Annotated in this window: 21 protein-coding genes; 5 read left to right on the top strand and 16 right to left on the bottom strand. The window is 66.2% G+C overall.

The features are described from left to right. The first annotated feature begins 76 nt into the window (after positions 1-76). Positions 77-721 carry a TetR/AcrR family transcriptional regulator gene (locus A5692_RS22495; RefSeq protein WP_068060049.1) on the top strand — a complete coding sequence of 215 codons (645 nt, stop codon included), beginning with the start codon at positions 77-79 and terminating at the stop codon, positions 719-721. Here A5692_RS22495 and A5692_RS22490 read toward each other — a convergent pair. From A5692_RS22490 to A5692_RS22435, 12 genes are all read right to left on the bottom strand, one after another. Beyond that, on the bottom strand, positions 718-1,566 hold the full coding sequence (locus A5692_RS22490; protein WP_068060045.1) for a pyridoxamine 5'-phosphate oxidase family protein: 849 nt from the start codon (positions 1,564-1,566) through the stop codon (positions 718-720). The two genes, A5692_RS22495 and A5692_RS22490, sit on opposite strands and share 4 nt — an antisense overlap. Before the next feature lie 63 nt (positions 1,567-1,629). Then, positions 1,630-2,157 (bottom strand): type II toxin-antitoxin system Phd/YefM family antitoxin, encoded by a 528-nt coding sequence (locus tag A5692_RS22485; RefSeq protein ID WP_197514539.1) that lies wholly within the window; start codon positions 2,155-2,157, stop codon positions 1,630-1,632. Continuing rightward, entirely contained in the window at positions 2,127-3,677 is a 1,551-nt protein-coding gene (locus A5692_RS22480; RefSeq protein ID WP_068060035.1) for an MlaD family protein, read from the bottom strand. Before A5692_RS22480 ends, A5692_RS22485 begins: the two co-directional genes overlap by 31 nt. Further along, positions 3,671-4,840 (bottom strand): virulence factor Mce family protein, encoded by a 1,170-nt coding sequence (locus tag A5692_RS22475; RefSeq protein ID WP_156766221.1) that lies wholly within the window; start codon positions 4,838-4,840, stop codon positions 3,671-3,673. The genes A5692_RS22480 and A5692_RS22475 overlap by 7 nt, the downstream gene beginning before the upstream one ends. Continuing rightward, positions 4,837-6,390 carry a virulence factor Mce family protein gene (locus A5692_RS22470; RefSeq protein ID WP_068060029.1) on the bottom strand — a complete coding sequence of 518 codons (1,554 nt, stop codon included), beginning with the start codon at positions 6,388-6,390 and terminating at the stop codon, positions 4,837-4,839. The genes A5692_RS22475 and A5692_RS22470 overlap by 4 nt, the downstream gene beginning before the upstream one ends. After that, on the bottom strand, positions 6,387-7,946 hold the full coding sequence (locus A5692_RS22465) for a virulence factor Mce family protein (RefSeq protein ID WP_068060027.1): 1,560 nt from the start codon (positions 7,944-7,946) through the stop codon (positions 6,387-6,389). The genes A5692_RS22470 and A5692_RS22465 overlap by 4 nt, the downstream gene beginning before the upstream one ends. After that, entirely contained in the window at positions 7,943-8,983 is a 1,041-nt protein-coding gene (locus tag A5692_RS22460; protein WP_068060024.1) for a virulence factor Mce family protein, read from the bottom strand. The genes A5692_RS22465 and A5692_RS22460 overlap by 4 nt, the downstream gene beginning before the upstream one ends. After that, positions 8,980-10,296, bottom strand: coding sequence for an MCE family protein (locus tag A5692_RS22455; RefSeq protein WP_068060021.1), 1,317 nt, complete (start codon positions 10,294-10,296; stop codon positions 8,980-8,982). The genes A5692_RS22460 and A5692_RS22455 overlap by 4 nt, the downstream gene beginning before the upstream one ends. 6 nt (positions 10,297-10,302) lie before the next feature. After that, positions 10,303-11,175, bottom strand: a complete 873-nt coding sequence (locus A5692_RS22450; RefSeq protein WP_068060018.1) for an ABC transporter permease — start codon at positions 11,173-11,175, stop codon at positions 10,303-10,305. A 1-nt stretch (position 11,176) separates the two neighbouring features. Beyond that, positions 11,177-11,890 (bottom strand): MlaE family ABC transporter permease, encoded by a 714-nt coding sequence (locus A5692_RS22445; protein WP_369830318.1) that lies wholly within the window; start codon positions 11,888-11,890, stop codon positions 11,177-11,179. Between the two features lie 756 nt (positions 11,891-12,646). Next, entirely contained in the window at positions 12,647-13,315 is a 669-nt protein-coding gene (locus A5692_RS22440; protein WP_068060012.1) for a TetR/AcrR family transcriptional regulator, read from the bottom strand. Positions 13,316-13,540: 225 nt separating this feature from the next. After that, positions 13,541-13,846 carry a hypothetical protein gene (locus A5692_RS22435; protein ID WP_068060009.1) on the bottom strand — a complete coding sequence of 102 codons (306 nt, stop codon included), beginning with the start codon at positions 13,844-13,846 and terminating at the stop codon, positions 13,541-13,543. A gap of 332 nt (positions 13,847-14,178) precedes the next feature. On the opposite strand from A5692_RS22435, the gene A5692_RS22430 reads away from it, so the two are divergent. Continuing rightward, complete coding sequence (locus tag A5692_RS22430; protein ID WP_231984425.1) at positions 14,179-15,777, top strand: cytosine permease; 1,599 nt, start codon at positions 14,179-14,181, stop codon at positions 15,775-15,777. On the opposite strand, the gene A5692_RS22425 is transcribed toward A5692_RS22430, so the two are convergent. After that, positions 15,774-17,108 (bottom strand): acyltransferase, encoded by a 1,335-nt coding sequence (locus tag A5692_RS22425; RefSeq protein ID WP_068060003.1) that lies wholly within the window; start codon positions 17,106-17,108, stop codon positions 15,774-15,776. The genes A5692_RS22430 and A5692_RS22425 overlap by 4 nt on opposite strands. An 83-nt stretch (positions 17,109-17,191) precedes the next feature. Between A5692_RS22425 and A5692_RS22420 the strand changes: the two genes are divergently transcribed. Beyond that, entirely contained in the window at positions 17,192-18,163 is a 972-nt protein-coding gene (locus A5692_RS22420) for an aldo/keto reductase (protein ID WP_068059998.1), read from the top strand. A 57-nt stretch (positions 18,164-18,220) separates the two neighbouring features. On the opposite strand, the gene A5692_RS22415 is transcribed toward A5692_RS22420, so the two are convergent. The 3 genes from A5692_RS22415 to A5692_RS22405 form a co-directional block, all read right to left on the bottom strand. Beyond that, positions 18,221-19,321: an NAD(P)-dependent oxidoreductase gene (locus tag A5692_RS22415; RefSeq protein ID WP_068059990.1), complete on the bottom strand. Its 1,101-nt coding sequence runs from the start codon at positions 19,319-19,321 to the stop codon at positions 18,221-18,223. Continuing rightward, positions 19,318-19,848 (bottom strand): nuclear transport factor 2 family protein, encoded by a 531-nt coding sequence (locus A5692_RS22410; protein WP_068059988.1) that lies wholly within the window; start codon positions 19,846-19,848, stop codon positions 19,318-19,320. The genes A5692_RS22415 and A5692_RS22410 overlap by 4 nt, the downstream gene beginning before the upstream one ends. A gap of 61 nt (positions 19,849-19,909) precedes the next feature. Then, the gene (locus tag A5692_RS22405) at positions 19,910-20,716 is read right to left on the bottom strand and encodes an acyl-CoA thioesterase II (protein WP_068059984.1); all 807 of its coding nucleotides are present in this window, start codon (positions 20,714-20,716) and stop codon (positions 19,910-19,912) included. An 82-nt stretch (positions 20,717-20,798) separates the two neighbouring features. Between A5692_RS22405 and A5692_RS22400 the strand changes: the two genes are divergently transcribed. Both A5692_RS22400 and A5692_RS22395 read left to right on the top strand, forming a co-directional pair. After that, the gene (locus tag A5692_RS22400) at positions 20,799-21,176 is read left to right on the top strand and encodes a DUF1801 domain-containing protein (protein WP_068059981.1); all 378 of its coding nucleotides are present in this window, start codon (positions 20,799-20,801) and stop codon (positions 21,174-21,176) included. 79 nt (positions 21,177-21,255) lie between these two features. Then, entirely contained in the window at positions 21,256-22,485 is a 1,230-nt protein-coding gene (locus A5692_RS22395) for an acyl-CoA dehydrogenase family protein (RefSeq protein ID WP_068059978.1), read from the top strand. The last annotated feature ends 4 nt before the right edge of the window (positions 22,486-22,489 follow it).

Raw genomic sequence — 22,489 nt, 5'->3', positions numbered from 1 at the left:
ACGAAATCGTCACATACGAGAGAACGTTCAGTCAAGGCCCTGACGGAATCGTCACCACTGATGCATACTGCTGTGAATGAGCGCGATGACAGAGCCGGCCAACCGGCTGGAGCGGCGCAAGTGGCGGACCCGGGCGGCGCTGGTCAAGGCCGCGCAGCGACTGATTGCCGAGGGCAAGGTCAATGTGCCCGTCCTGGAGATCACCCAGGCGGCCGACGTCGGAATGGGATCCTTTTACAACCACTTCGACAGCAAGGAGCAGCTGTTCGAGGCCGCCGTCGCCGACGTGCTCGACGCTTACGGGTCGATGCTGGACCGGCTCACGGAGTCCATCGAGGACCCGGCCGAGACGTTCGCCACCAGTTTCCGGATGACCGGTCGGCTGTTTCGCCGCCGACCACAGGAGAGCCGGATTCTGTTGGCCAATGGGCTGGAATTGTTGTCGTCGCAACGGGGTCTGGCGCCGCGGGCCCTCCGCGATATCAAGGCCGGGGTGGCCGCCGGGCGGTTCGACATCGAGGATCCCGAGTTGGCCCTCGCCATGGCCGGCGGTGCGCTGCTCGGCCTGGGCAATCTGTTGCGTGATGACCCCGATCGCGACGACGCACGCGCAGCGGACCTCGTCACCGAGAACGTTCTGCGGTTGTTCGGCCTCGGCGCCGCCGACGCGCGCGCGATCTGCCAACGTCCGCTGCCCGACGACGGACTCGACGCGGACTAGCGGGCGACGGCAGCCACCGAGAATGCGACGTTACGACCGACGCCCCCATCGTCGCCGGTCGCGCCGGGGGTGGTCCACCGCACCTGTGCGGTGCCGGTGACGTGCAGAACGGCGCCGGTATCGAAGTCGACGAACAGCAAGGCGGCTTCATCGTCGACGGCGAGGTTGCCGTGACTGTTGAACACGTTGTTCCCTGGGAAATCCGGCCACCACAGTCGGTTCGGGGAGTCGACCCGGACGAATCCCGGTGGGCCTCCCCGGTGTGACGCATCGCTGCCCCGGCTGGGATGGGTGGTGCCCAGGAAGAACGTGTCCGACGTGGCGATCATCGCTTGAGCGGACGGGTCCAGAAGTGTTGCGCGCCCGGCTCGTTGTGACCGAGGCGCGGCAAGGCGGGCGACCTCGATCGGGCGGCGGTGGATGTACTTGGGGCAGTTGCCGTATGACTGGTCGACGCGGACGGTCATGCCCCGGTCGTCGGCACTGACGAGGTCACCGTTGACCCGCAGCCTGCGCCGGGTGGCGAAGTCGATCGCGATCAGGCCGACCTGTTGACCACTCGGGATCTCGTGCAGGGGATCGCCGTCACGGGGGAGGGTCGATACGTGCAAGATGTCGTCTTGCCCGCGGAGAAAGCCCGGCTGCGCGGCCAGCGGCGAGATCCACAGGACCCCGTCGCGGTCTCGTCCGGTCAGCGCGGCGAACCGCTGTGACGCCAGAAATCGTGCGGCGCCGACCGACAGGCCCGTCGCGTCGAGCATGCCCTCGAGCCGCTTGGCCTCGGCTTCGACCCCGGCTCGGCGCTGTGTTGCGGTCTCGCCCTCGTGGAAGCCCGTCGCGGTCACACGGGGCGTAACAACGGTGCCACGACAAAGCTTCCGCGGTGCGGTCGTAGCCGGGCGCTTCGCCTAGGCGACTGACACGATGCGGGCGACCAGCTTGCCGCCGCGGATGACCTCGATCGTCTGGCCGGCCGCGACCTCGTCGAAATATCGGCCCGCGCGCTTCCGTAGTTCGTCAAGCTCGATCCCGCCGCTGGCGTCGGCCGGTATCGGGGCCGGCTCCGCGTCGCCGGCGGGCACGATCTGCGCCAGTAATCGACCGCCGCGAACCACACTGAGAGTCTCCCCGGTCGCGACCCGGTCGAAGCACCGCCCGGCACGTGTTCGCAGTTCGTCGAGGCCGACCCAACCGCCGGAGTCCGACGCGGCGGGCTCGGCGGATCGCGCCGGGATCGGAGCGACCCGCCAATCACCGACGGGCACGATGCGGCCCACGAGCTTGCCGCGACGGACGATGTCGATGGTCTCGCCGGTGGCAACCCGCTCCAGATACGTGCACGCGTCACTCCGAAGTTGGCCTAGGCCAATGGTTTCCCGCATGTCACCGACGCACCCGGCTCGAGTCAGCCGCGCGGTGCCAGCATGTCCTTCCATCCGTCGTCTCCTGTCTTGCTTGAATTCTCGACCGTGTACTTGGCGCCGTCGGGTCCCACCAGCTCGCCGCTCTGGGGGAGATAGACGGCCGGGGGAGGGCCGCTGGGGGTGTACACGCACGGATTGGGCTGCTGCCCATTGCATTCGACCGTTCCCGACCCGGGCCGCTGCAGTGCATCGCTGACGGGCGGCGGTGTCCCCGCCACCCTGTCGGAGGGTGCCGGGTTGAGGCCGTTGTCGACCGACGGCGCGGGTATCACCTGACCCGGTTTCACGGGCTGGTCGCAGCGCGCTGCGGGCGCCGGGCAGGTCAGGATCTGGTTGGGGTCGCCGTACCACGGGTTGGTGCCCAACGGAACGTATGGTTTGGGGTCGCGGCACTCCCGCGGCGTCGCGGCGCGTTTACCAGGGACATCGACACACGGAAGGTTGCGTGCGCCGCGCACGGCGTTGGCAGGAGTGTCCTGCGGGATCTTGCAATAGGTTCCGGACGGCATCGGCGCCAGGCTGGTGTCCGCGGGAGACCGCCACTGCGATGCCTGGAGGAAACCGGTCAGGCACGGCGGAGGCTGGTTGATTGTCAGCGAGGTACCGAGCGACGCGTAGCCCGGGAAAGCCGACGTAACCGTCTGGCCTTCCGAGGCGCCCTGCGGATAGGCCACCAGCAGCTGCTCGACGCCCTTGTGGTACCGCTTGAGCATGTCCAGCACGATCTCGAGATTCGCCAGTGTCTGCGGCAGCGAGTCACGGACGTCGCTGAACACCTCGTTGACCTGATCGGCGGTCGGTGCCGCTTGGGTCAGGATGCTTTGCACGTGCTGGTCGTTTTCCGCACTCTGCGCGGCCAGGATGTTCAGGTTGTGCGACCAGCGCTCGATCGAGTCACCGGAGTCGACCTGACTGTCGATGATCGGCCCGGAGTTTTGGATGATGTCGTTGACATCGGAGATGTTGGTCTTGAAGTCACCGGCGAGCGCCTGGGTCGCATCGACCAGTCGTTGCAGCGCGGGGCCCAATCCGCCGACCGCTTGGGCTGTTTCGTCGAGCAGCGAGGCGATCTTGTCCTTGGGCAGCGCCGCGAGCCCGCGGTTGGCGGCGTCCAGCGCCGGCCCGATCTCGGTGGGCACCGTGCCCTTGGTGATGGTCTGACCCGGCGAGAAGTATTGGCCCGGGTTGCCCACCGACACCAGGTCCACGTACTGCTCACCGACTGCCGACACCGAGTGCACGTTTGCCGAGGCGTCAATCGGGATCTTGTACCGGTCACCGATGCTCATGGTCACCCGCGCGCCCGTCGCGGTCGGTTCGACGGCGGTGACCGTGCCGATGGTTTCACCGCGATAAGTCACGTTGGAGGTCTTGTACAGACCGCCCGACGCGGGCAGGTCCGCCTTCAGCGTGTACTGGCCGATCCCTGCCGCAGTGGGGATTTGCAAGTAGTACCAGCCCAGTGCCACCGCAGTGATCGCGGTGATGATGGCGAACATGACCAGTTGGCGCTTGATGAAGGGGGTCAGCATTGCCGGTCCGCCCTTTCGACCAGCGGGCCACCCGGGGCGTCGTTGGGGTTCGGCGTGTATCGGACGTCGGGGATCATCGTTTCGGGGTCGCGGCCCCACGATTGCTCGAGCGCGCGCAGCGCTCCGGAGAATCCGGTCCCGGTGAGGACCGCGTTGTCGACAGCGCTCATGGTCAGGTCGAGCGTCAGCGACAGGTTGAAGTAGTCGCCGCGGAACGCCTTGGGCACGGCGTCGATGTCGAACGGCCGGACCAGGATCAGCTTGAGGGCGCGAATCAGATACGGTGCCCCACGGCCGAGTTCCCGCAGCGGGCACTGCAGCGACAGCAGGTCCTGGTGGAGGTCACCCCGCGAGGCCGACAGGTATTGGTCGGCAAGCTCGCTGAGCCGTCCCGTCGCGTCGACCGCGTTGATGAGAAGGTCTTGCTTATCGGCGAAATGCTTGAGTAGCGGCGGGAATTCGGTGAGGACGCGATCCACAACGTCCGAGCGGGGGCCCACGTACGCCAGCAGCCGGTTGGTGGAATCGATGGCCCGGGTGATGTCAGCGCGTTGCTCGTCGAGTCGGGCGGTGAAGGTGTCCAGCTTGTCGAGGAAGGCACGGATCTGCTCGGCCCGACCGTTCACGATGTTGTAGACCTCGTTCTGCAGCACTTCGAGGTTCGGGATGCCTCCGCCCCGCAGCACGATGGCAAGACTTGCCAGCGTCTGCTCGGTGGTGGGATACATGGACGCATTTTTGAGCGGGATGGTGTCGCCGTCCCGCAGTGGTTCGGGGGACGGGTTGGGCGGTGCGGCCAGCTCGACATGCTGTGAACCCAGGAGGCTGGTCTGGCCGATCTTGGCGGTCGCGTTCTTGGGCAGCTTGACGTCCTTGCCCAGACGTAACGTCAGCGTCGCGACCCAGTTCTTCAGTTGGATCGCGCGTACCGTGCCGACGAAGACATCGGCCACCCGCACGCGGCTGTTGTCGTTGAGCGCCAGTGTGTCCGGCATCTGCACGTAGACGGTGTAGGAGCCCGGCCCCGAGCCCGGACCGCCCGGCATCGGCACGTTCGCGATTCCGTGCCACTTCGCGCACGACGTCAGCACCGCGGCGGCGCTCAATATGGCCAGCCCCTTGAAGGCCCGGTGCCGAATCCGAATAGCCAAGGCGCGCATCACGATCCCGGTCCCGTCGGCGCGGCCGCGGGTGTCGGCGCGACCGGACCGGGGGGCACACCCGGCCCCGGCGGCGGCGGGATCGGCACCTGCGGGGCCTGCAAGCCAATCGGCGGCAACACCGGGTTCTCGTCGTAGGCGTTCGGCGGTCCCGGCGGGGTCTGCAGCACGGGCGGCGGGGGTGGTGCGTCCGGGCCGCCCACGAGTTCGGCCAGAGATTCGGGGGTCAACAGGCCGCCCGTGATCGGCCCCACCTGTGTGCCCTGCATGCCCGGCGCGACGACCCAGCCGGGCTGGGTGTTGCGGTGCGACAGCGGGGTGTCGGGCACCCAGATCCCGGGCACCGTGGTGTCCTTATACCCGTTCGGCGGGTGGAGCCGATCTTCGGAGTAAGCCACTTCCTTGGGTAGCGCCTCGGCGGTGCTGAACACGTTCAGCCCGAACGGCGGGTAGTTGAACTTGATCGCATCGAGGATCGGCGCCAGGTATTGCGCACACAGTTCGGCGGACTCCTGATAGCCCAGCCGGCTACCGGCCTGAATCATGCTGCAGACGAACTGCATTGGGTTCGCGAAGTTCGGGATCGCCGGGATGGACATGACGGCGCCGTGCGACGGGTGATAGATCTGGCTGAGGTTGGTCTCCAGCGTCGGCAGGACGTGCAGGGCGGTCTCCAGCCCGTTCAGCGGGTCGGGTTGGACCAGCGTGGTGGTCAGGTTGGCGAGGTTGTCGACGTCGTGCGCGAGCACCTCGCGGTTCTTGGCCAAGAACGGGCGCAGCGTGGAGAGCAGGCTGTCGAACTGCTGTATGGCGTTGGCGAGGTCCCGGTCGGACCCGGTCAAGTTGTCGGTGAACTGGGCCAGGTTTTTGTTCAGCGCGACGAACTGCTGGTCGTCTTTGTGCAGGGCGTTGACGAACTGGGCCAGGCTGCGCACCACCGCGAAGAAGTCGCCACGGCCCTGGTTCAGCGCGGTCAACGACCGCGACAGGCTGTCCAGCGTGGTGTTGATCTGCTTGCCCTTGCCGGCCAGCCCGTTGGCGAACGACTCGATGGCCTCGCCGAACGGACCCTTGGGTTGCTCGGGTGTCGGGCCGAGTTTGTCGATGACGTTGGCAACGCTTGCGCGCAGTTCGTCCCACTCCGTCGGCACCTGCGTGCGCTCTATGGGGATCACCGCGTTGTCGGCCATCACCGGGCCGCCTTTGTAGGGCGGCTCCAACTGAATGCTGCGCGATGCCACCAGCGTCGGGTTCACGACGACGGCGGACGCGTTGGCGGGCACCTTGTACTTGTTCTTGTAGTGAAACGTCACCTTCATCTTGTCGCCGGCGGGCTCGATCTTGTCGACGGAACCCACGCGAACGCCCATGATCTGGACCTTGTCCCCGGAATAGAGCGCGTTCGCCGTCGGGAGGTATGCGACCACGGTGTTGGTGGTCAACTTCTGGTAGAGCCGTGAGCCGACGTACCCGGCGACCAGGACCACCAGCACCACCAGCACTCCGATGACCGTTCGTGGCTGTGGTTTGCGAATCTGGAAGAAGCTGCTCAATTCTGGCTACCTCCCGTGATGCCGCTGCCTCCCGTGCCGCCGGGGTTGATGAACGGCGCAGGTAATTGCTGCCCGGGTCCGGGCGGCGCGGGCGGCCCCGGCGGCAGCCCCGGCGCGAACGTCGACGGTGGGGCGGTGGGGCCGGCGGGTTGCAGGTTCTCGGTGCGCGCGCCCGGCGGTGCCTGGGTGGGCAGCGGTACCGGTGTGCCCGGGACCTCCGGTGGCGGGTCGCCCGGCCGCCCGGCGATCGGGATCCCCGGTGTCGGTGGCAGGCCGTTCGGGTTCGGCGGCGACGCCGCGACGTCGATAGGTGCCGGGAAGCTGCCGCCGAACGGGCCGGCGCCTACGCCCGTGCAGGGCAACGGATCCCCCGGCCGCGGCAGCGCGTCGGCCGGTGGGGTGTACGAACACGCCGTTCCGGGCGGGACGGCCGGTCCCGGATGCTCCGGGGTGCCTTCCAGTACCGGCGGCGCAGGCGGCGGTGCCCCATTGGGGAACCGGGTGCCGTTGGGGTCGGGCCAACGGAACTCGGGAAGCCCGGCGCTGCGCCAGAAGTCCTCCGGGTCGATGCCGCGCTTCTTGAAGGCAGCATCGACGAACGGCTGCAAGATCCAATACGGCAGCAGGTTGGATAGGACAATCTTGAAGTACGGTCCCGACGCGACCGATTCCCCTAACGATGCGGCGAACTGGCTGACATACGTGAGGGTTTGAGCCAGGTCATCTTTGCGTGCCACCAGCACGTCACTGATGGCACGCAACTGCTCCAGCACGGGATTGAGGTTCGGGTTGTCGTTGATGAATCCCTGCACCTCGGCCGAGAAGGCCGAAATGTTTTGGAGCAGGGCGCCGATGGCGCGGCTACGTGCGTTGAACGCGGCCAGCAGCGTCTTCGCGTTGACCAACAACCGGTTGATTTGTTCGCTGCGGTCGCCGAGTACGCTGGCCACTTGGTGGGCCTGGGCGAGTAGGTGCTTGATCTGGTCGTCGCGTTTACCGATGGTGTCGGAGAATTTGGCCAAACCGTCGAGCGTGGCGCTCAGATGCGGGTAAGTCTGATCGATGGTCTGCGACAAGACATTCAGCGACTGCTTGACGGTGTCGATGTTCCAGCCGGTGGCGGCCCTGGTGATGTCGAAGTTCGCGTCGTAGAGCTGATAGGGGGTGGTGCTTTGGCCCAGTGGCAACACACCTCCGGGCCGCAACGTCTGGGTTCCGCGCGGCTCGATCTCGAGCACCTTCTTACCCAGGATGGTGTCGGTCTTGATCGCGAGGCGGCTCTCGGTGCCGATGGTGTTGGCGCCGATGTTGAACTTGATCTGTACGTGGTCGCCGTCGATGTCGAACGCCTCCACCTTGCCGACATTCACACCGGAGATGCGCACCTTGTCGCCCTTGTTGAGTTGACCGGTGTCGGTGAACTGCCCGTAGTAGCTCGGACTGGCGAACATCATCGGAATACTGGTGAAGCTTTGCCCGACGGCTACCACGAGCACCAGCACGGTGATGCCCATAAGCCCGACCCGGTTGCGGTTGAATTCCGTCAGCGTTCTCATTGGGGCGTGCACCTGCCGGTGGGCTGCTGCCAGAGCCGGACCGTGCGTACCGGGCCTCCGGGCTGCAGTCCGTTCCACCTGATCGAGAGGTCGCAAACGTAGAAGTTGACCCAGTCGCCGTAGAGCCCGATGCTGCGTCCGATCAGATTGAGCGCGGTCGGCGTTTTGTGGATCAGATCGGCGAGCTGATCGCGTTGGTCGACGAGCGGCTGCTGAAGAGCCTGCAGGTAGTTGATCGCCTTGTGCAACAGGGCGCGGTTGTCCGCGAGGAGGTCGGCCACTGTTCCGGCGGCGTTGCTGATGTTCGCGGTGCCGGCTGCCAGCGGGTCGGCGTGGTTTTGCAGCCCGGTAATCAATCGCTCGAAGTTGTCGACGGTTTGGTCGAACTCCTTGCGGTGCCGGACCGTCGTGTCGAGCACTGTGTTGAGGTTCTTGATCACCTCGCCGATCGCCTGGTCGCGTTCAGCGATGTGCGCCGTCAGCTGCGCGGTCTGGTCGAGGATGTCGTTGATGGTGCCGCCCTGACCCTGAAACACGGTGATGATGGCCGACGCGATGGTGTTGACCTTTTCCGGATCGAGCGCCCGGAAAAGAGGCTTGAAACCACCGATCAGGGCGTCGAGGTCCAGCGCCGGTGAAGTTCGGGACAGCGGGATGGAGCCGCCCGGCGGCAGGACCCGGTCAGCGCCCTCGCCCTCGCCGCGCTTGAGCTCCAGGTAGCGGTCGGCGAACAGGTTGAGATAGCGGATCTGCGCAGTCGTCGACTGGTAGAGCGGTATCGAGCGGTCGACGTCGAAGTCGACCACGACCCGCTGACCGCCCTCGATCAGCCGCACCGATTTGACCTTGCCGATCTCCACTCCGGCGGCGCGGACGAACTGGCCGTTCTTCAGCCCGGTGGCGTTCCTGAACTCCGCGTGATAGCTGTTGGTGCTGTTGAACCGCATCTGAGCGAACACCACGACGATCGACACGGTGATCAGCAGCAGCACCAGCGAGACGATGCCGAGCTTGATGGCGGAGCCGGTGATTTTCATGGGTTGATCGTGTTGTCCCCGACCTGGCGGCCCCACACGTACTCGATTGCGTACGGTGAGCCGGTTTCTAGGTGGTTGTATGGCGCGAGGCTGGCGCCGGTGTCCACCACCAGACTCGGCGTCGGCCACAGGTCATGGGAGACGGCGTGCCAGCAACCCGGCGCACCGCCCGGCCCGCCGTGGGCGTTCACCCGTGGCAGATTGTCCGGATACACAAAGGGATTCGGCGCCCCGCCGACCAGGCCGGCCAGCCCGAGGAGCCCCAGTGTGGCCGCCGTGCCGGCCAACCCCGGGAGCGTGAGTATGCCTCCCAGCCCTGACGTCAGCTCGGTCATGGTTCTCAGCGAATAGCCGTTGCCGCCGCCTGTCGTCTCATAGGCATGGGGTTCTTCGTCGTAGTAGTTCCGGATGGTGCAGAAGATCTCGGGGCTGTAGGTGTCCAGCAGTCCGGCGGTGGGCACCAGATCGGCGGCCCCGCGCTGCAGGTAGGGCCCGCCGCGGGCGAAGATGTCTGCGCCGGTGTTGCCCAACCCGGCCGCGGCCAACAACGCGGCATCCAGGTCGGCTTCCTGGCGGTGCAGCGTGCGCGCCGTGATTACCGCGTTGTTGAGGGAGTCGAGCAGATCCGGCGCGGCGTTGGCGTAGATGTCGCCCAGGGTCGCGAACTGTCGAATGTCATGCCGGATCTGCGGCATTTGCGGATTGATGTCGTCGAGGATGGCGTTGGCGTTGACGATCGACTGTCCGAACTTGTCGCCCAACCCGGTCAACGCCTGCGCGGCCGCGGCCAGCGTCAGGTTCAGCTTGACCGGATCCAGCTTCTCCGTGATCGAGGTAAGCGTCTCGAAGAGCGAATTGAACTCGGTTGTCACCGACCTCGCGTCGATCACGTGCTGCGGCGTGATGCGTTGCGGTGTTGGCTTTTTGGGCGAGGTCAACGACACATACTTGTTGCCGAACACCGTGGTCGCCTTGATGTTGGCATCCACATTGGCCGGAATCAGCTCGATGTACTTCGGGTTCACGTTCAAGAGGAATTTGGCGGCCGGTGTGCCGTCCCGTTCGACCTCCGAAATGCTGGCCACCCGGCCGACTTCCACGCCGTTGTAGGTGACCTTCGATCCCGGATCCATCACCAGACCGGCCCGGGGAGCCAACATCGTCAAGCGCGTGGTCGGCGAGAGGCTGCCGCGAAACTGCAACCACACGAACCCCAGCACCACCGCGGCGACGACCAAGAACACCAAAGCCGCCGTCCGGTAAGGCGGTATGCGTTTTGGATTCTCCCTCATTTTTGGGGCCGGGGCTGTCATTGGCGGCTACACGGTGAGGTTGAAGTTCGGGGTTTTGCCGTACACCGCCATCGCGGTGAGAACGACCACCACGACGATCGTGATCAACGACAACCGCATCGACCGCCCCACCGCCTCGCCAACGCCGACCGGCCCGCCGGTGGCGGTGTAGCCGTAGTAGCAGTGGGTGGTCATCACGACCACCGCAACCAGGATGACCTCTGCGAAGGACCAACCCACGTCGTTGAGGCGCAGAAAGGTGTGGAAGTAGTGGTTGTACGTGCCTATGGACTGCCCGTACAGGAAGACCGTGGTGACTTGCTGGGACAGGAAGGCCATCGTCATCGCCAACCCGTAGAGCGGGATGATCACGATCAGGCCCGCCACGACCCGGGTGGACGCCAGGAAGGGGATCGACCGGATGCTCATCACCTCGAGCGCGTCGATCTCCTCGCTGATGCGCATGGCGCCCAGTTCGGCGGTGGCGCCGGCGCCGACCGTGGCGGCCAGCGCCTGGCCGGCGGCCACCGGCGCCACGAACCGCACGTTGACCAGGGCGGCCAAGAATCCGGTGAATGCCTCGACACCGATGTTGCCGAGCGTCGCGTAGCCCTGGATGGCCACCAGTGAGCCGGCGGACAGGGTGATGAAGCCGACGATGGCGGCGGTGCCGCCGACCACGGCCATCGCGCCGGTGCCCATGCCCATCTGGGCCACCATGCGCAGCAGCTCCTTGCGGTAGCGATGCACGGCGAACGGGATCTGCCCGATTGCGCTGAGGGCGAACCAGACCATCTGCCCAATCTCGACCAGTACCCGGTCGGGGGCTTCCCCATATCGAATGAGGGCGGCCCGCGGAATGTGGAGATGCCGGGTGGGTACCCCTGTGGTCGCGGTCATGTCAGCGCCCCGTCCCGAATCGGACGCCGATGGTGGTCAGCGCCGCGTTGACCGCGAACAGGGCAATGAAGCACAGCACCACCGTCTCGTTGACGGCGGTGCCCAAACCCTTGGACCCGCCGCGAACGATCAGCCCGCGGTAGCAGCCGACCAGGCCGGCGATCAGCCCGAACGTCGCCGCCTTGATGAACGCGATCAGCACCTCGGGCAGGCCGGTGAGCGCCGTGAGCGTGGAGAGGTAGGCGCCGCTCGAGACGTTCTGCAGGTAGACGCTGAACAGGTAGCCGCCCCCCAGGCCGACGGCGACCACGAGGCCGTTGAGCAGCACGGCGACGAGTGTCGAGGCGACGACGCGGGGGACCACCAGCCGGTGGATCGGGTCGATGCCGAGTACCTCGAGCGCATCGATCTCCTCGCGGATGGTTCGCGCGCCCAGGTCGGCGCAGATCGCGGTGCCGCCCGCGCCGGCGACCACCAGCACCGTCACGATCGGGCCGAGCTGGGTGACCGCGCCGATCGCGGCACCGGCGCCCGAGACGTCCGCGGCACCGATCTCGGCGAGCAGCAGGTTGAGCGTGAAAATGAGGAGCACGGTTTCGGGGATGGACACCGCGATCGTGGGTAGCAGCGATACCCGCATGAGAAACCAGCCGTTCCAGATGAACTCGCGCCACTCGAACGGCTGCCTGAGCGCCTTGCCGGTCAGCACGCACATGCGGAAGAACCCGCCGGCCACTTCCGTGCCCGGTCGAATCCTCTGGCCAATTTTGCTGGCGGTCAGGTGTGAGGTGGTCATCCGCGCCGCCCCTGACCCGACCGCGCACTCAGTCGCGAGGGCTGCACTGCTGGGTCAAGCGGGCTATGCACGGTCGCTGGACGGGGATCGCGAGCGTGGACGTGAACCCGCCTCGCGGTCTGATTGATGGGATGAGCTGGTATCGAACGGCTTTGCAATGCAGCAGATTTCGAATTGCCTGGCAGCGAATACAACTCCGGTCGTCTGCTCTCTACCTCTCGCTGCAATGGCGTTCGATGTTCTCCGCCGCTTGGCGCGCCACCTTGTTTCCGATGTCGGTCGACCAGGTGATCCCCCCGACCGGCACTCCGGGACCGTGCTCTCAGCTCCATGCCGCCCTCGTTTGCGCCACGCTGTCACTATTGCATTAGACCGTACGGTCAGTCAATAACCGCCACGCCTGCTCAAATTGCATCACCGAACTGCCCGAACAGCGCCCAGGGCTGCAGTAGGGTTGTTCGGGCAATTACCAGGAACTTTGGGTATTGACCGGGTGAGTCGGGTCCCGTGCCAACGGATGGGCGGGGGGAAGCGGGCCCTTATAACCGACCGGGCGTACGGCGACGGTGTAGCGCTCGGGCGCTCGTCTCCGGTCGGCTAAGAACGGGCAAGGCGATCAGATGGGAAACAATTCGACCAATTACCCACCCGCACAAGGCATTAAAGGCTCGTCGGTCAACCAGCGGAACCGGTGACCGCGGCGAGGCATTCGCGCACCACCGAGACGACGTCCGCGGCAGGGTTTGCCCACTTTCCGAGCGCGAGTCGGTCGAGTAGCAGGCCGCCGAGGAACACGTCGACGAACGCGGCACCGACTTCTTCGGGTGTCCGGGATCCGGCGGGATCGAACCACACCCACATCCACTGCAGCGATCCCCACAGCTGCAGTGCCGCCAGCTCGACGTCGACGCTTCGGAACACGCCGCTCTCGATCCCGTTGCGGATCTCGTCGGTCGCCAGCGCCTGCAACTGATTTCGCAACTTGCGCACCTGGTGCATGGCGGGATCATCGAACAGCTGAACCACTTCGCGCTGGCTTGCCACCGTCGCATCGCGAGCGACCACTTGGAGCAGTGCGGACGCGTAGATGATTGCGGCGATGCGTTCGTGCGGCTCGGCCAGGCGGGCCCACGCCATCTGCAGCGCATCGAGTTGGCGGGCAAGGTGGGTCTCTTCGAGCTCGCGCAACATCTGCGCTTTGGTTCCGAAGTGATGGACGATGGTGCCCTTCGACATGCCGAGCTCGTCGGCGATGTCGCCCATATTCGTTCTGTCGTAGCCGCGTTCGGCGACGTAACGGACGAACGCGTCGAAAATCTCGCCACGTCTCCCAGGTCGGGGCATCTTCCACCTTCGACTCAAACTAACCGTACGAACGGTCTATCATAAGGTTCGCGATGTCAAGGACCCGTGCGGGTGTGCTACGGGGTGAGAGATGGTGCTCGGCGCAAGCCCCGACGCCGCAGCGTAGATGGCGCCTCGAGGCGATCAGATCCCGAGCCCGTCGACTGTGCCAAGAAGGCGTGAAAGCAGCCGTCGCCGGCTGGTCGGGCGCGTCGGTCGGCGCGTCTAGAGCGACCTGGGGCCGCCGAATCTGTCCGGCGCGGTTACCACATACGTGTTCGCTTTGCCTGCCGGCTTGATCTCGCCGGCGGTGTACACGGTCATCAGCTCTCTGCCGTCGCCGTCAGCCACGCACACATAGGTATCCGTCTCAGCGTCGTAGTCGAAGCTTTCCCAAGCCAACAAGAACGCCAAGCAGTTGCCGTCGCGGTCGGTGACGACGAGCTTGTGTACCCCGGACTCCTTTAGAAGCTGGGCATCCTGCGTGCGTTGCTGAGGGATGTGATTGGTGTGGAGCGTAGCGTGTGACATCTGTGTACTCCCTTAGCGAGGGTGTCTCGGTCTAGCCTAGGCTCAACCATTCACGGAATCCGAGCCTTGAGGAAAACGTTTTCTCGCCGGGTACCGTCCCGCCCAGGGCACTACGACCCCAACCAAGGGGTCGTAAGTCGTCTAGCCCACTGACCGTGATGCCAATTGGAGTACCCAGCACCTCGGCGGGCCGCTTGCTGATGCCCGGCGTCACTTTGTCGCAACCCGGGTCGGCTATCTTCGGCGGGACTTGTGGGCGAGGGGGAGTGGGCATGACGCAGGAAACCGAATCCGACACGAATCCGTCCGCGGCCGCGGTGGACCTGGACACCATGACGGCCACGAAAGAGACGCTCGAGGACTACACGCTGCGGTTCGCACCGCGCAGTTATCGGCGATGGTCGACGGCCGTGGTTGGCATCTCGGCGCTCGGCGGCATCGCGTATTTGGCCGACTTCGCGATCGGCGCCAATGTCGGCATCTCCTACGGCACCGGCAACGCGCTGTGCGGCATCGGGATCTTCGCCCTGGTGATCTTCGCGACCGGGCTGCCGTTGGCCTACTACGCGGCGCGCTACAACCTCGACCTGGATCTGATCACCCGGGGTAGCGGCTTCGGCTACTACGGGTCGGTGGTCACCAACGTGATCTTCGCGTCGTTCACCTTCATCTTTTTCGCCCTCGAGGGCTCCATCATGGCGCAGGGCCTCAAGCTCGGCCTGCGCCTTCCGCTCTGGGCCGGCTATGCCTGCTCGACGCTCATCATCTTCCCGCTGGTGATCTACGGCATGAAGGTGCTGTCCCAGCTCCAGCTCTGGACCACGCCGTTGTGGTTGATCTTGATGGTCGTCCCGTTCGTCTACCTCGTGGTGCGCCACCCGGACTCCATCCACCAGTTCTTCGGGTACCGCGGCCGCGGCGGCGGCGCGGTGAGCATCGGCTCGACGTTGTTGGCGGCGGGCGTGTGCCTGTCGCTGATCGCACAGATCGCCGAGCAGATCGACTACCTGCGTTTCATGCCCCCGCGGACCCCGGCGAACTCGCGCAGTTGGTGGACCTGGGTGCTGCTCGCCGGACCCGGCTGGGTCGTGTTCGGAGCGATCAAACAGATCATCGGCCTGTTTCTGGCCGTCTATCTGATCGCTCGCGTTGCGGGCTCGACGTCGGTCGCCAATCAGCCGGTGCACCAATTCTTGTTGATCTACCGCGACTTCATGCCCGGCTGGCTCGCGCTGACACTCGCGGTGGTCCTGGTGGTGCTCAGCCAGATCAAGATCAATGTGACGAACGCGTACTCGGGATCGTTGGCGTGGACCAACTCGTTCACCCGGATTACCAAGCATTACCCGGGGCGCGTCGTCTTCCTCGCCGTCAACCTCGTCATTGCACTGATCATGATGGAATCCGACATGTTCGACGTCCTGAACACGATCCTCGGGTTCTACGCCAACTGTGGAATGGCATGGGTGGTGGCCGTGGCGTCGGACATCGTCTTCAACAAGTACCTGCTCAAGTTGTCACCGAAGCGTCCGGAGTTCCGGCGCGGCATGCTGTATGCCATCAATCCGGTGGGCTTCGGGTCGATGCTGTTGGCCGCCGGGTTGTCGATCATCGCCTTCTTCGGCGGCCTCGGTGAGGCGCTGCGTCCGTACTCGCCGTTGGTGGCGATCGTCGTCGCGTTGGTCATGCCGCCGATCCTGGCAATCGCAACCAAGGGCGGGTACTACCTGCGTCGCACCCACGACGGCATCGACTTGCCCATGTATGACGAATACGGCAATCCCTCAGCGGCGCAATTGAAGTGCCACGTCTGCCATCACGACTACGAGCGGCCGGACGTGGCGGCGTGCGAAACTCACGACGCGCATGTCTGCTCGCTGTGCCTGTCCACGGACAGGCTGGCCGACCACGTGCTGCCGGCCCACCACTAGGCGCTTGGGCGCCGCTGCGCCTCGACGCCGGTCACCGGCGACGGCGCCTTGGGCCGCAACGCCACCAAGACCACGCCGGCGGCGAACACCGCCGCGGCCGGCCAGGAGAAGCGCCCATCCGATGCGAAGCCGCCCTGAGCCAAAAGGTGCAGACCAACGGCCGCCAGGACGGCGCCGAAGAGCATGATCGCTTCGCCCCAGCGATCGCCGAGGGGTAGTCCGAACGTCGGCAGCGGAACCGCGAAGAACCGCCGCTGCCACCACAGCAGCACCAACTCGACCGCCGTCACCACGCTCAGGATCGTGATCCACTCCAGTCGGACCAGCCACCACGCCGCAGACCCCTCATGGGGCTGGGGTATCAGACCGGCCGGATAAGCGACGATCGCGACGACGACCACCGGAATCATGTGCCACAGGTAAAGCGCCATCACGTTGGCGTTGGCGGTCGACAACAGGCGCCGCACCGGGCCGTGGTGCAGGGCCCGGTCGAGCATCGCCGCAAACGCCATCGCGAGCCCGGCCTGCGTGCAGGCGTACGCCATCATCGCCACCGTGGGCGGCGTCGTGTTCTCGATCGCTTCCCCCGGAACGCCGATCATGCTCACCGAATACGGTCCCACTCGGATCAGCAGTGCCAGGGCGACGGCCGAACCGGCGGCGAGCAGCACCGGTCTGCGGCCGGCCAACAGCCCACCCTCCCAGGCGATGCCGAGCTGATAGAGCAGGCCCCAGCACAACAGGTAGTTGAGCGAGCCGACGTAGGGGACGTGGCCCGCGAGCGACACGGCGTCGATCAGCACGACCATGGCGGCCAGCGCCGCCGGCACCCTCAGGCCCCAACGCCGATGTGCCGCAACGGCAATGGGAGTCAGCGACACCACCAGCACATACACGGCGAGGAACCATAGGTGCATGGCCACCGCCCACCCCGCGTATTCCAGCACCGTGCCCGGCACCCGCTGGGCCTGGAGCACCACCACGATCACCGAAACGAGCGCGACGTAGACCGTCGTCGGCCCGAGCACCCGAGCCAGTCGGTGCCGAATCCAGGCCTGGCGTGAGAAGCTGCCGCCCTCGCGGCGGTGCGCCCACGACACGGCTCCGGCGTAACCGGCTACGAAGAAGAACACCGGGACCGCCTGGAAGATCCACGTCAACCATTGGGTCCACGGCATGTCCAGCAGCGGGTTCTCCCGGCCGAATTGCCCGTCGTGGTAGGTCACAGAACCGGCCAGCCAGTGGCCCAGCACGATGAGGACCACGCCCGACGCGCGGTAGAAGTCCACCGCCAGATTGCGGGCCGGTCGCGTCGTCTCTAAATCGTCCATCGGATCGCGGTTGGATCGATGCGGTGCACTCGCGCAACGGTACCCGCCCCGTGGCCCTAAGTCGCTGAGCGCACAATGGCGCCATGAAACAAGCTCGCCTTGCCGGTTTGGAGGTCGGGCGCCTCGGCCTGGGCGCCATGGGCATGTCCGTGGCCTACGCCGGCGCCGGCAGCGACGACGCCGAGGCGATCCGCACCGTCCACCGCGCCATCGACCTGGGCGTCACACTGATCGACACGGCCGAGGTGTACGGCCCCTACGTCAACGAGGAGCTGCTCGCCCGCGCCTTGCAGGGCCGCCGCGATCAGGTGGTGCTGGCCACCAAGTTCGGCCTGATCTCGCACACCGGGCGCAACGGCCTGGACAGTAGCCCCGCCAACATCCGTATCGCTGTCGACGGTTCGCTGCACAGGCTGGGCACCGACCGCATCGACCTCTACTATCAGCACCGTCTTGACCGGGACACCCCGATCGAAGACACGGTCGGCGCCTTGGCCGAGCTGGTCGCCGCCGGGAAGGTCCGGCACATCGGCCTTTCGGAGGTCGGCGTGAACACCATCCGGCGTGCGCACGCGGTGCATCCCATCACCGCGGTGCAATCCGAGTATTCGCTGTGGACGCGCGACCAGGAGGACGAGATATTGCCGGTGCTGCGCGAATTGGGGATCGGATTCGTCGCTTACTCACCGCTGGGCCGCGGCTTCCTCACCGGCGCCATCCGTTCCACGGAGGGGCTGCCGGACAGTGACTACCGCAAGACCAATCCGCGGTTTTTCGACGAGAACTTTCAGCACAACCTGCAAAGCGCCGACGAATTGCGCGCCATCAGCGCCGACGTCGGCGCGACCCCGGCTCAGGTCGCTCTGGCCTGGCTGTTGGCGAAAGGGCCTGACATCGTGCCGATTCCGGGCACAAAGCGGGTGGCGCGGCTCGAGGAGAACGTCGGTGCCGACACCGTCCAACTGTCACCCGAGCATCTGTCGCGGCTCGATCGGATCACCCCGCCCATGGGCGGCCATCACGCCGAAGCGCAGATGGGATGGATCGACCGCTGATAGACGACGGCATGCCAGTAATGTTGCGGTGCAACAGCTCTCGGTAATGATCGCTTGCTAGTCGGCGCCGGCCAGGGCCGCGGCGCCGTACTTCTTTTCGATCAGCGTCCACGGGTCGGCATAGGCGCCGCGTCCCTCGAGCCGGCGCTGCACCATCAGAACGGTGCGCAGCACCGGCCGCAGTATCGGGCTCAGCAGCCGCACCACCATGCGCAGGTGGCCCTGCGTTTCGGCGATCCAGGCCAGCGTCTGCGACCAGTCGTGTCCCTGGAAATCGAGCAGCGCCTGGGCTTCGGTGGTGTCATACCAGCCGGTGAAGCTCCAGCCGCGGTCGTCGCCGGGATCGCCGGGCAGGCTCGCGGACGGGCCGAGGCCACCCAGGCCGACGGCCTCCATGAGGCCGTCCTCGAGCTCGCGCTGGGTGAGCACATACGACTCGTTGCCGCCGATCAGTAGCACCTTGCCCGCGATGGTGGCTTGCCGGTCGACGCCGTTGGCGAAGGCCAGCGCCACGTCGCGCGCATCCACCGCGTGCATGCGGTTGTCGCCGGGCATCGATCGCATCAACAGCAGGGAATCGCCGTTGACCGTCGTGTGCGTATCCGGCGAGATGACCCCGCCCAGGCGAAACAGCGCATAGGGCAGCCCGGCGGCGCGGATCGCCGCCTCGGCGAGAACCTTGTCCTGACCGTATTGATCGATGGGATTGACCGGGGTGTCCGGGGTGATCCGTTCGGGCTGACGGTAGGGGTTGCGCGACCCGTACACCGCGGCGCTGGAGGCCATCAGGAACAACGGCGGCCGGGGGAGCGCGGCGCAGGCCGCCAGGAGATTCTCCGTGCCACCCACGTTCACTTTGCGGGCCAGCGCGGGTTTGCGATACGAGAGCGGCGACACGATCGCGGCGAGGTGAACGACCGCGTCGGGTTGGTGGGTCGTGACGAGGTCACGTAGCGCCTCGGCGTCCAGCAGATCGGTGTAGGCCGGGATCAGCGTTCCGGGGTGGCGGGCGGCGGCCAGCTCCTTTTCGACAGCGACGGTGTTCTCGGTGCGCAGATCCATCGCGATCACGGTGCGTCCCCGGTCCAGCAGGATCTGCGTGCAGCGTTTGCCGATTTGCCCGAATGCGCCGGTGACCAGAACGGTGGAGGCGGTCACGGGTTCATCACCACATTGGCGAATCGGCTTATGGCCCGGCGGATTCGGTCGGAGACGTAGAGCGAAAACACGGGAGTGACGATATCCTCTCGCAGTCGCGTCAGCTTGGAGCTCTTGATGAACCACTGCCCGGCGATGTTCTCGTAGGTCTCGTGGTAGTGGCCGTAGCCGACCAGCGTCACGCCGGGGCCGAATCGGACGACGTCTTGCAGCGCCCACACCCCGCGCGCGGCCGTCGCCGAGGTGAGGGTGATCTCGGGGGCATGTACCTGGTGCGCGGTGGCCTGCCCGGGCCGCCCGAGGGCCTTGCGCGTGAACGCCACGAACTCATCCGCGCCCTCGATCACCTTGCCGCCGGCTTCGGCCGTGTCGCTGAGGAAGTCGTCGGTGAAGACGGTGCGCCACCCCGCCCAGTCCTTGGTGTCGAGCAGCCGGCAGTAACGGGCCTTGAGCTGCTTGATGGACTCGATGGCCAGCAGCGTGGCGGCGTCCGCGTCGGTAACGCTGCACTCCGCGCGCTCTGTCATTGCGGCTCGATTCTCCAGGTTTCGACTCTGCGTGACGTTTCCCCGGCGAAGTGTAAACCCCTCAGCCTTTGAAGTAGACCACCTGATGGGTGGTGGCCAGCAGCACGCCATCACGCGTCCAGACCTGTGCGCTCTGGTCGAAGTAGCCTCGGCTGAATCGGTTGGCGTGGGCGGTGCACAGGACGAAGTCGTTACCCACGCCGTCGAGTTCGTGCCGATCGGCGTGAAAGTACGTCGTCAACGAGATCGTGCCCGACGGGATGATGGTGCCCCGCCGCAGGAACACCCGGGGGTAGAAAGCGTCGCATAGCGCGGCGAGCGCCGGGTAGTCGACGGGGCGTTGCGCGCCGTCGCGCACCCACAGGGTGGTCGTCGACGAGGCGTTCGGGTGGCCGTCTTTGCCGGGCATCGGGCCTTCGACATACCGCATGTCGTAGAGGCTCGTCCAGCGCACGAGGCCCGGATCGGTGGCAGCCAGCTGCTCCGGGTCCGGTGCGCTCGGCGGGCGGCTTTCGGTGTCGCCCCAACCGTCGCGGCGGATCGCGAACAACGCGGTCGCCGTGGTCTTGACGTCGCCGCCCTGGGCGAGTTCGGCGATCCAGTGCTGGTTGGAGCGATTCGTGCGCGCGGCCCGCAGTGAGATGTCGAAGTCGCCGTCGGCGATCGGCGCGGCGTAGTTGACCGTCAACGCCAGCGGCTCGCCGAGGCGATCGGGGTGCGACTCGACGGCGTGCAGCATCACGGCGGCGGTGATCCCGCCGAAGGGGCCCACCATGTTGGCCCATTCCGGATGGGTGCGCCCGCGCCTGAGGTGGGCGTCGACGGTATCGAGCCGGATGGCGTCGTCGAAGGGATGTGTATCGGTCATGCTGAGTACTGCAGACTACGGGCCGCCAACCCCGCCGTGGGAACGGGGCGGCCGAGCGACAACATCGGAAAGGCGAGCCAGGATGGCCGATTCCCGGGACGAATCTCCCGCTGAGCTGATCGATGCCCGGATCAAGGAGTTGGGGGATTGGCGTGGCGAGATGCTCGCCCGCATCAGGGAAGTCATCAAGGGAGCCGACCCGGACGTGGTCGAGGAGTGGAAGTGGCGCGGCGTCCCGGTCTGGTACCACGACGGAATGATCTGCACCGGCGAGACCTACAAGAACGTCGTGAAGATGACCTTCGCCAAGGGCGCCTCGCTCGATGATCCTTCTGGCCTGTTCAACTCCAGCCTCGGCGGCAACACCCGACGCGCGATCGATTTTCACGAGGGCGACGAGCTCGACGTGAAGGCATTGACGGCGCTGATCCGCTCCGCGGTGGAGCTGAACCGGTCGTAGGCTGCGGCCTGTACAGCCGCGACCGCGCTGCTGTACAGTCGCCCAGCACAAGGTCGACGCTCGAACGAGAGGTCATCCGGTGACGTCGGAGTCGGTCGAGGAATTCCAGGGCCGGGCCAAGGCGTGGCTGGCCGAGAACCTGCCGCGGCTGGATTCCGGCGACGCGATGGTTCTGCAACGCGACTCGCTCACCTCCTGGCAGCGCGCCCGCGAACTGCAAAAAAGGCTGTACGACGGCGGCTTCGCCGGCATCTGCTTCCCGCGCGAATACGGCGGGCTGGGCCTGGGCTACGAATACAAGAAGGCGTTCGACGCCGAGGCCCTGGCCTATGAGACCCCCTTGATGCTCAACGTTCCATCCTTCGCCATCTGCTGCGCGACGATCCTGGACATGGGCAGCGAGGAGCAGAAGCGCACCCACATCGCGGCCGCACTGCGCGGCGACGAAGTGCTGGTGCAGCTGCTGTCGGAGCCCAGCGGGGGATCGGATCTCGCGGGTGTCCTCACCCGCGCCGACCGCCGGGACGGGCGATGGATCATCAACGGCGCCAAGACATGGAGCACGTGGGCGTTCGCCGCCGACTACGGCCTGTGCCTGGCCCGCACCGACTGGAACGTTCCGAAACACGAAGGGCTGACCATGTTCCTGGTGCCGCTTCGGCACCCCGGGGTCACGATCAACCGCATCAAGCAGGTCAACGGCTCCGTCGAGTTCTGCGAGGAGTTCTTCGACGACGTCGACGTCGGTGACGACGCCGTGGTGGGGGAGCCGGGGAAAGGGTGGGAGGTGGCCTCGCGCCAGCTCTACCACGAGCGCCGCACGATGGGCGACGGATCGGAGTACACCAGCGGCCCGGGAATCGCTGAGGCGCAAGATATCTCGGTTGACTTGCTGGGGCTGGTCGAGAAGACGAACCAGGCCGGCAGCGAACGAATCCGCGAGATGGTGGGCCGGGCCCTGGTCCATCGGGCCGTGCACGGCCAACTCAGCGAGCACGTGTTCCACGCCGTGACCAACGGATCCCTGCCGCCCGCCGCGGGGTCGATCATCCGGTTGTTCATGGCCGAGGTGCACGACGTCGAAAACGACACCGCGCTGACCGTCGCCGGGCCGGCGGCCGTGGTCGAGGACGAGGCGGGGCTGCTCGACATCGGCACCCGTTACCTGGGTCGGCAGATCGCCAGCATCGGCGGCGGGACCACCGAGATGGCGCGGAACGTCATCGGGGAGCGGGTCCTGAACTTCCCGCGCGAGTACGCCGCCGATCGCGGGGTGCCGTTCAACCAGGTGCGGCACGGAAAAGCCTGAGGGA

The organism is Mycobacterium sp. E342, assembly GCF_001667665.1.
Taxonomy (GTDB): Bacteria; Actinomycetota; Actinomycetes; order Mycobacteriales; family Mycobacteriaceae; genus Mycobacterium.
This window is presented reverse-complemented; position numbering and strand designations above follow the sequence as displayed.

Coding starts and splice junctions, on each gene's coding strand:
- A5692_RS22440 (WP_068060012.1), bottom strand. CDS start 13,315: ATGCCCCGACCTGGGAGACGTGGCGAGATTTTCGACGCGTTCGTCCGT.
- A5692_RS22425 (WP_068060003.1), bottom strand. CDS start 17,108: ATGGACGATTTAGAGACGACGCGACCGGCCCGCAATCTGGCGGTGGAC.
- A5692_RS22445 (WP_369830318.1), bottom strand. CDS start 11,890: ATGTGCGTGCTGACCGGCAAGGCGCTCAGGCAGCCGTTCGAGTGGCGC.
- A5692_RS22465 (WP_068060027.1), bottom strand. CDS start 7,946: ATGAGAACGCTGACGGAATTCAACCGCAACCGGGTCGGGCTTATGGGC.
- A5692_RS22485 (WP_197514539.1), bottom strand. CDS start 2,157: ATGGAAGGACATGCTGGCACCGCGCGGCTGACTCGAGCCGGGTGCGTC.
- A5692_RS22400 (WP_068059981.1), top strand. CDS start 20,799: ATGGCCGATTCCCGGGACGAATCTCCCGCTGAGCTGATCGATGCCCGG.
- A5692_RS22405 (WP_068059984.1), bottom strand. CDS start 20,716: ATGACCGATACACATCCCTTCGACGACGCCATCCGGCTCGATACCGTC.
- A5692_RS22430 (WP_231984425.1), top strand. CDS start 14,179: ATGACGGCCACGAAAGAGACGCTCGAGGACTACACGCTGCGGTTCGCA.
- A5692_RS22495 (WP_068060049.1), top strand. CDS start 77: ATGAGCGCGATGACAGAGCCGGCCAACCGGCTGGAGCGGCGCAAGTGG.
- A5692_RS22410 (WP_068059988.1), bottom strand. CDS start 19,848: ATGACAGAGCGCGCGGAGTGCAGCGTTACCGACGCGGACGCCGCCACG.
- A5692_RS22420 (WP_068059998.1), top strand. CDS start 17,192: ATGAAACAAGCTCGCCTTGCCGGTTTGGAGGTCGGGCGCCTCGGCCTG.
- A5692_RS22455 (WP_068060021.1), bottom strand. CDS start 10,296: ATGACAGCCCCGGCCCCAAAAATGAGGGAGAATCCAAAACGCATACCG.
- A5692_RS22450 (WP_068060018.1), bottom strand. CDS start 11,175: ATGACCGCGACCACAGGGGTACCCACCCGGCATCTCCACATTCCGCGG.
- A5692_RS22460 (WP_068060024.1), bottom strand. CDS start 8,983: ATGAAAATCACCGGCTCCGCCATCAAGCTCGGCATCGTCTCGCTGGTG.
- A5692_RS22480 (WP_068060035.1), bottom strand. CDS start 3,677: ATGCTGACCCCCTTCATCAAGCGCCAACTGGTCATGTTCGCCATCATC.
- A5692_RS22435 (WP_068060009.1), bottom strand. CDS start 13,846: ATGTCACACGCTACGCTCCACACCAATCACATCCCTCAGCAACGCACG.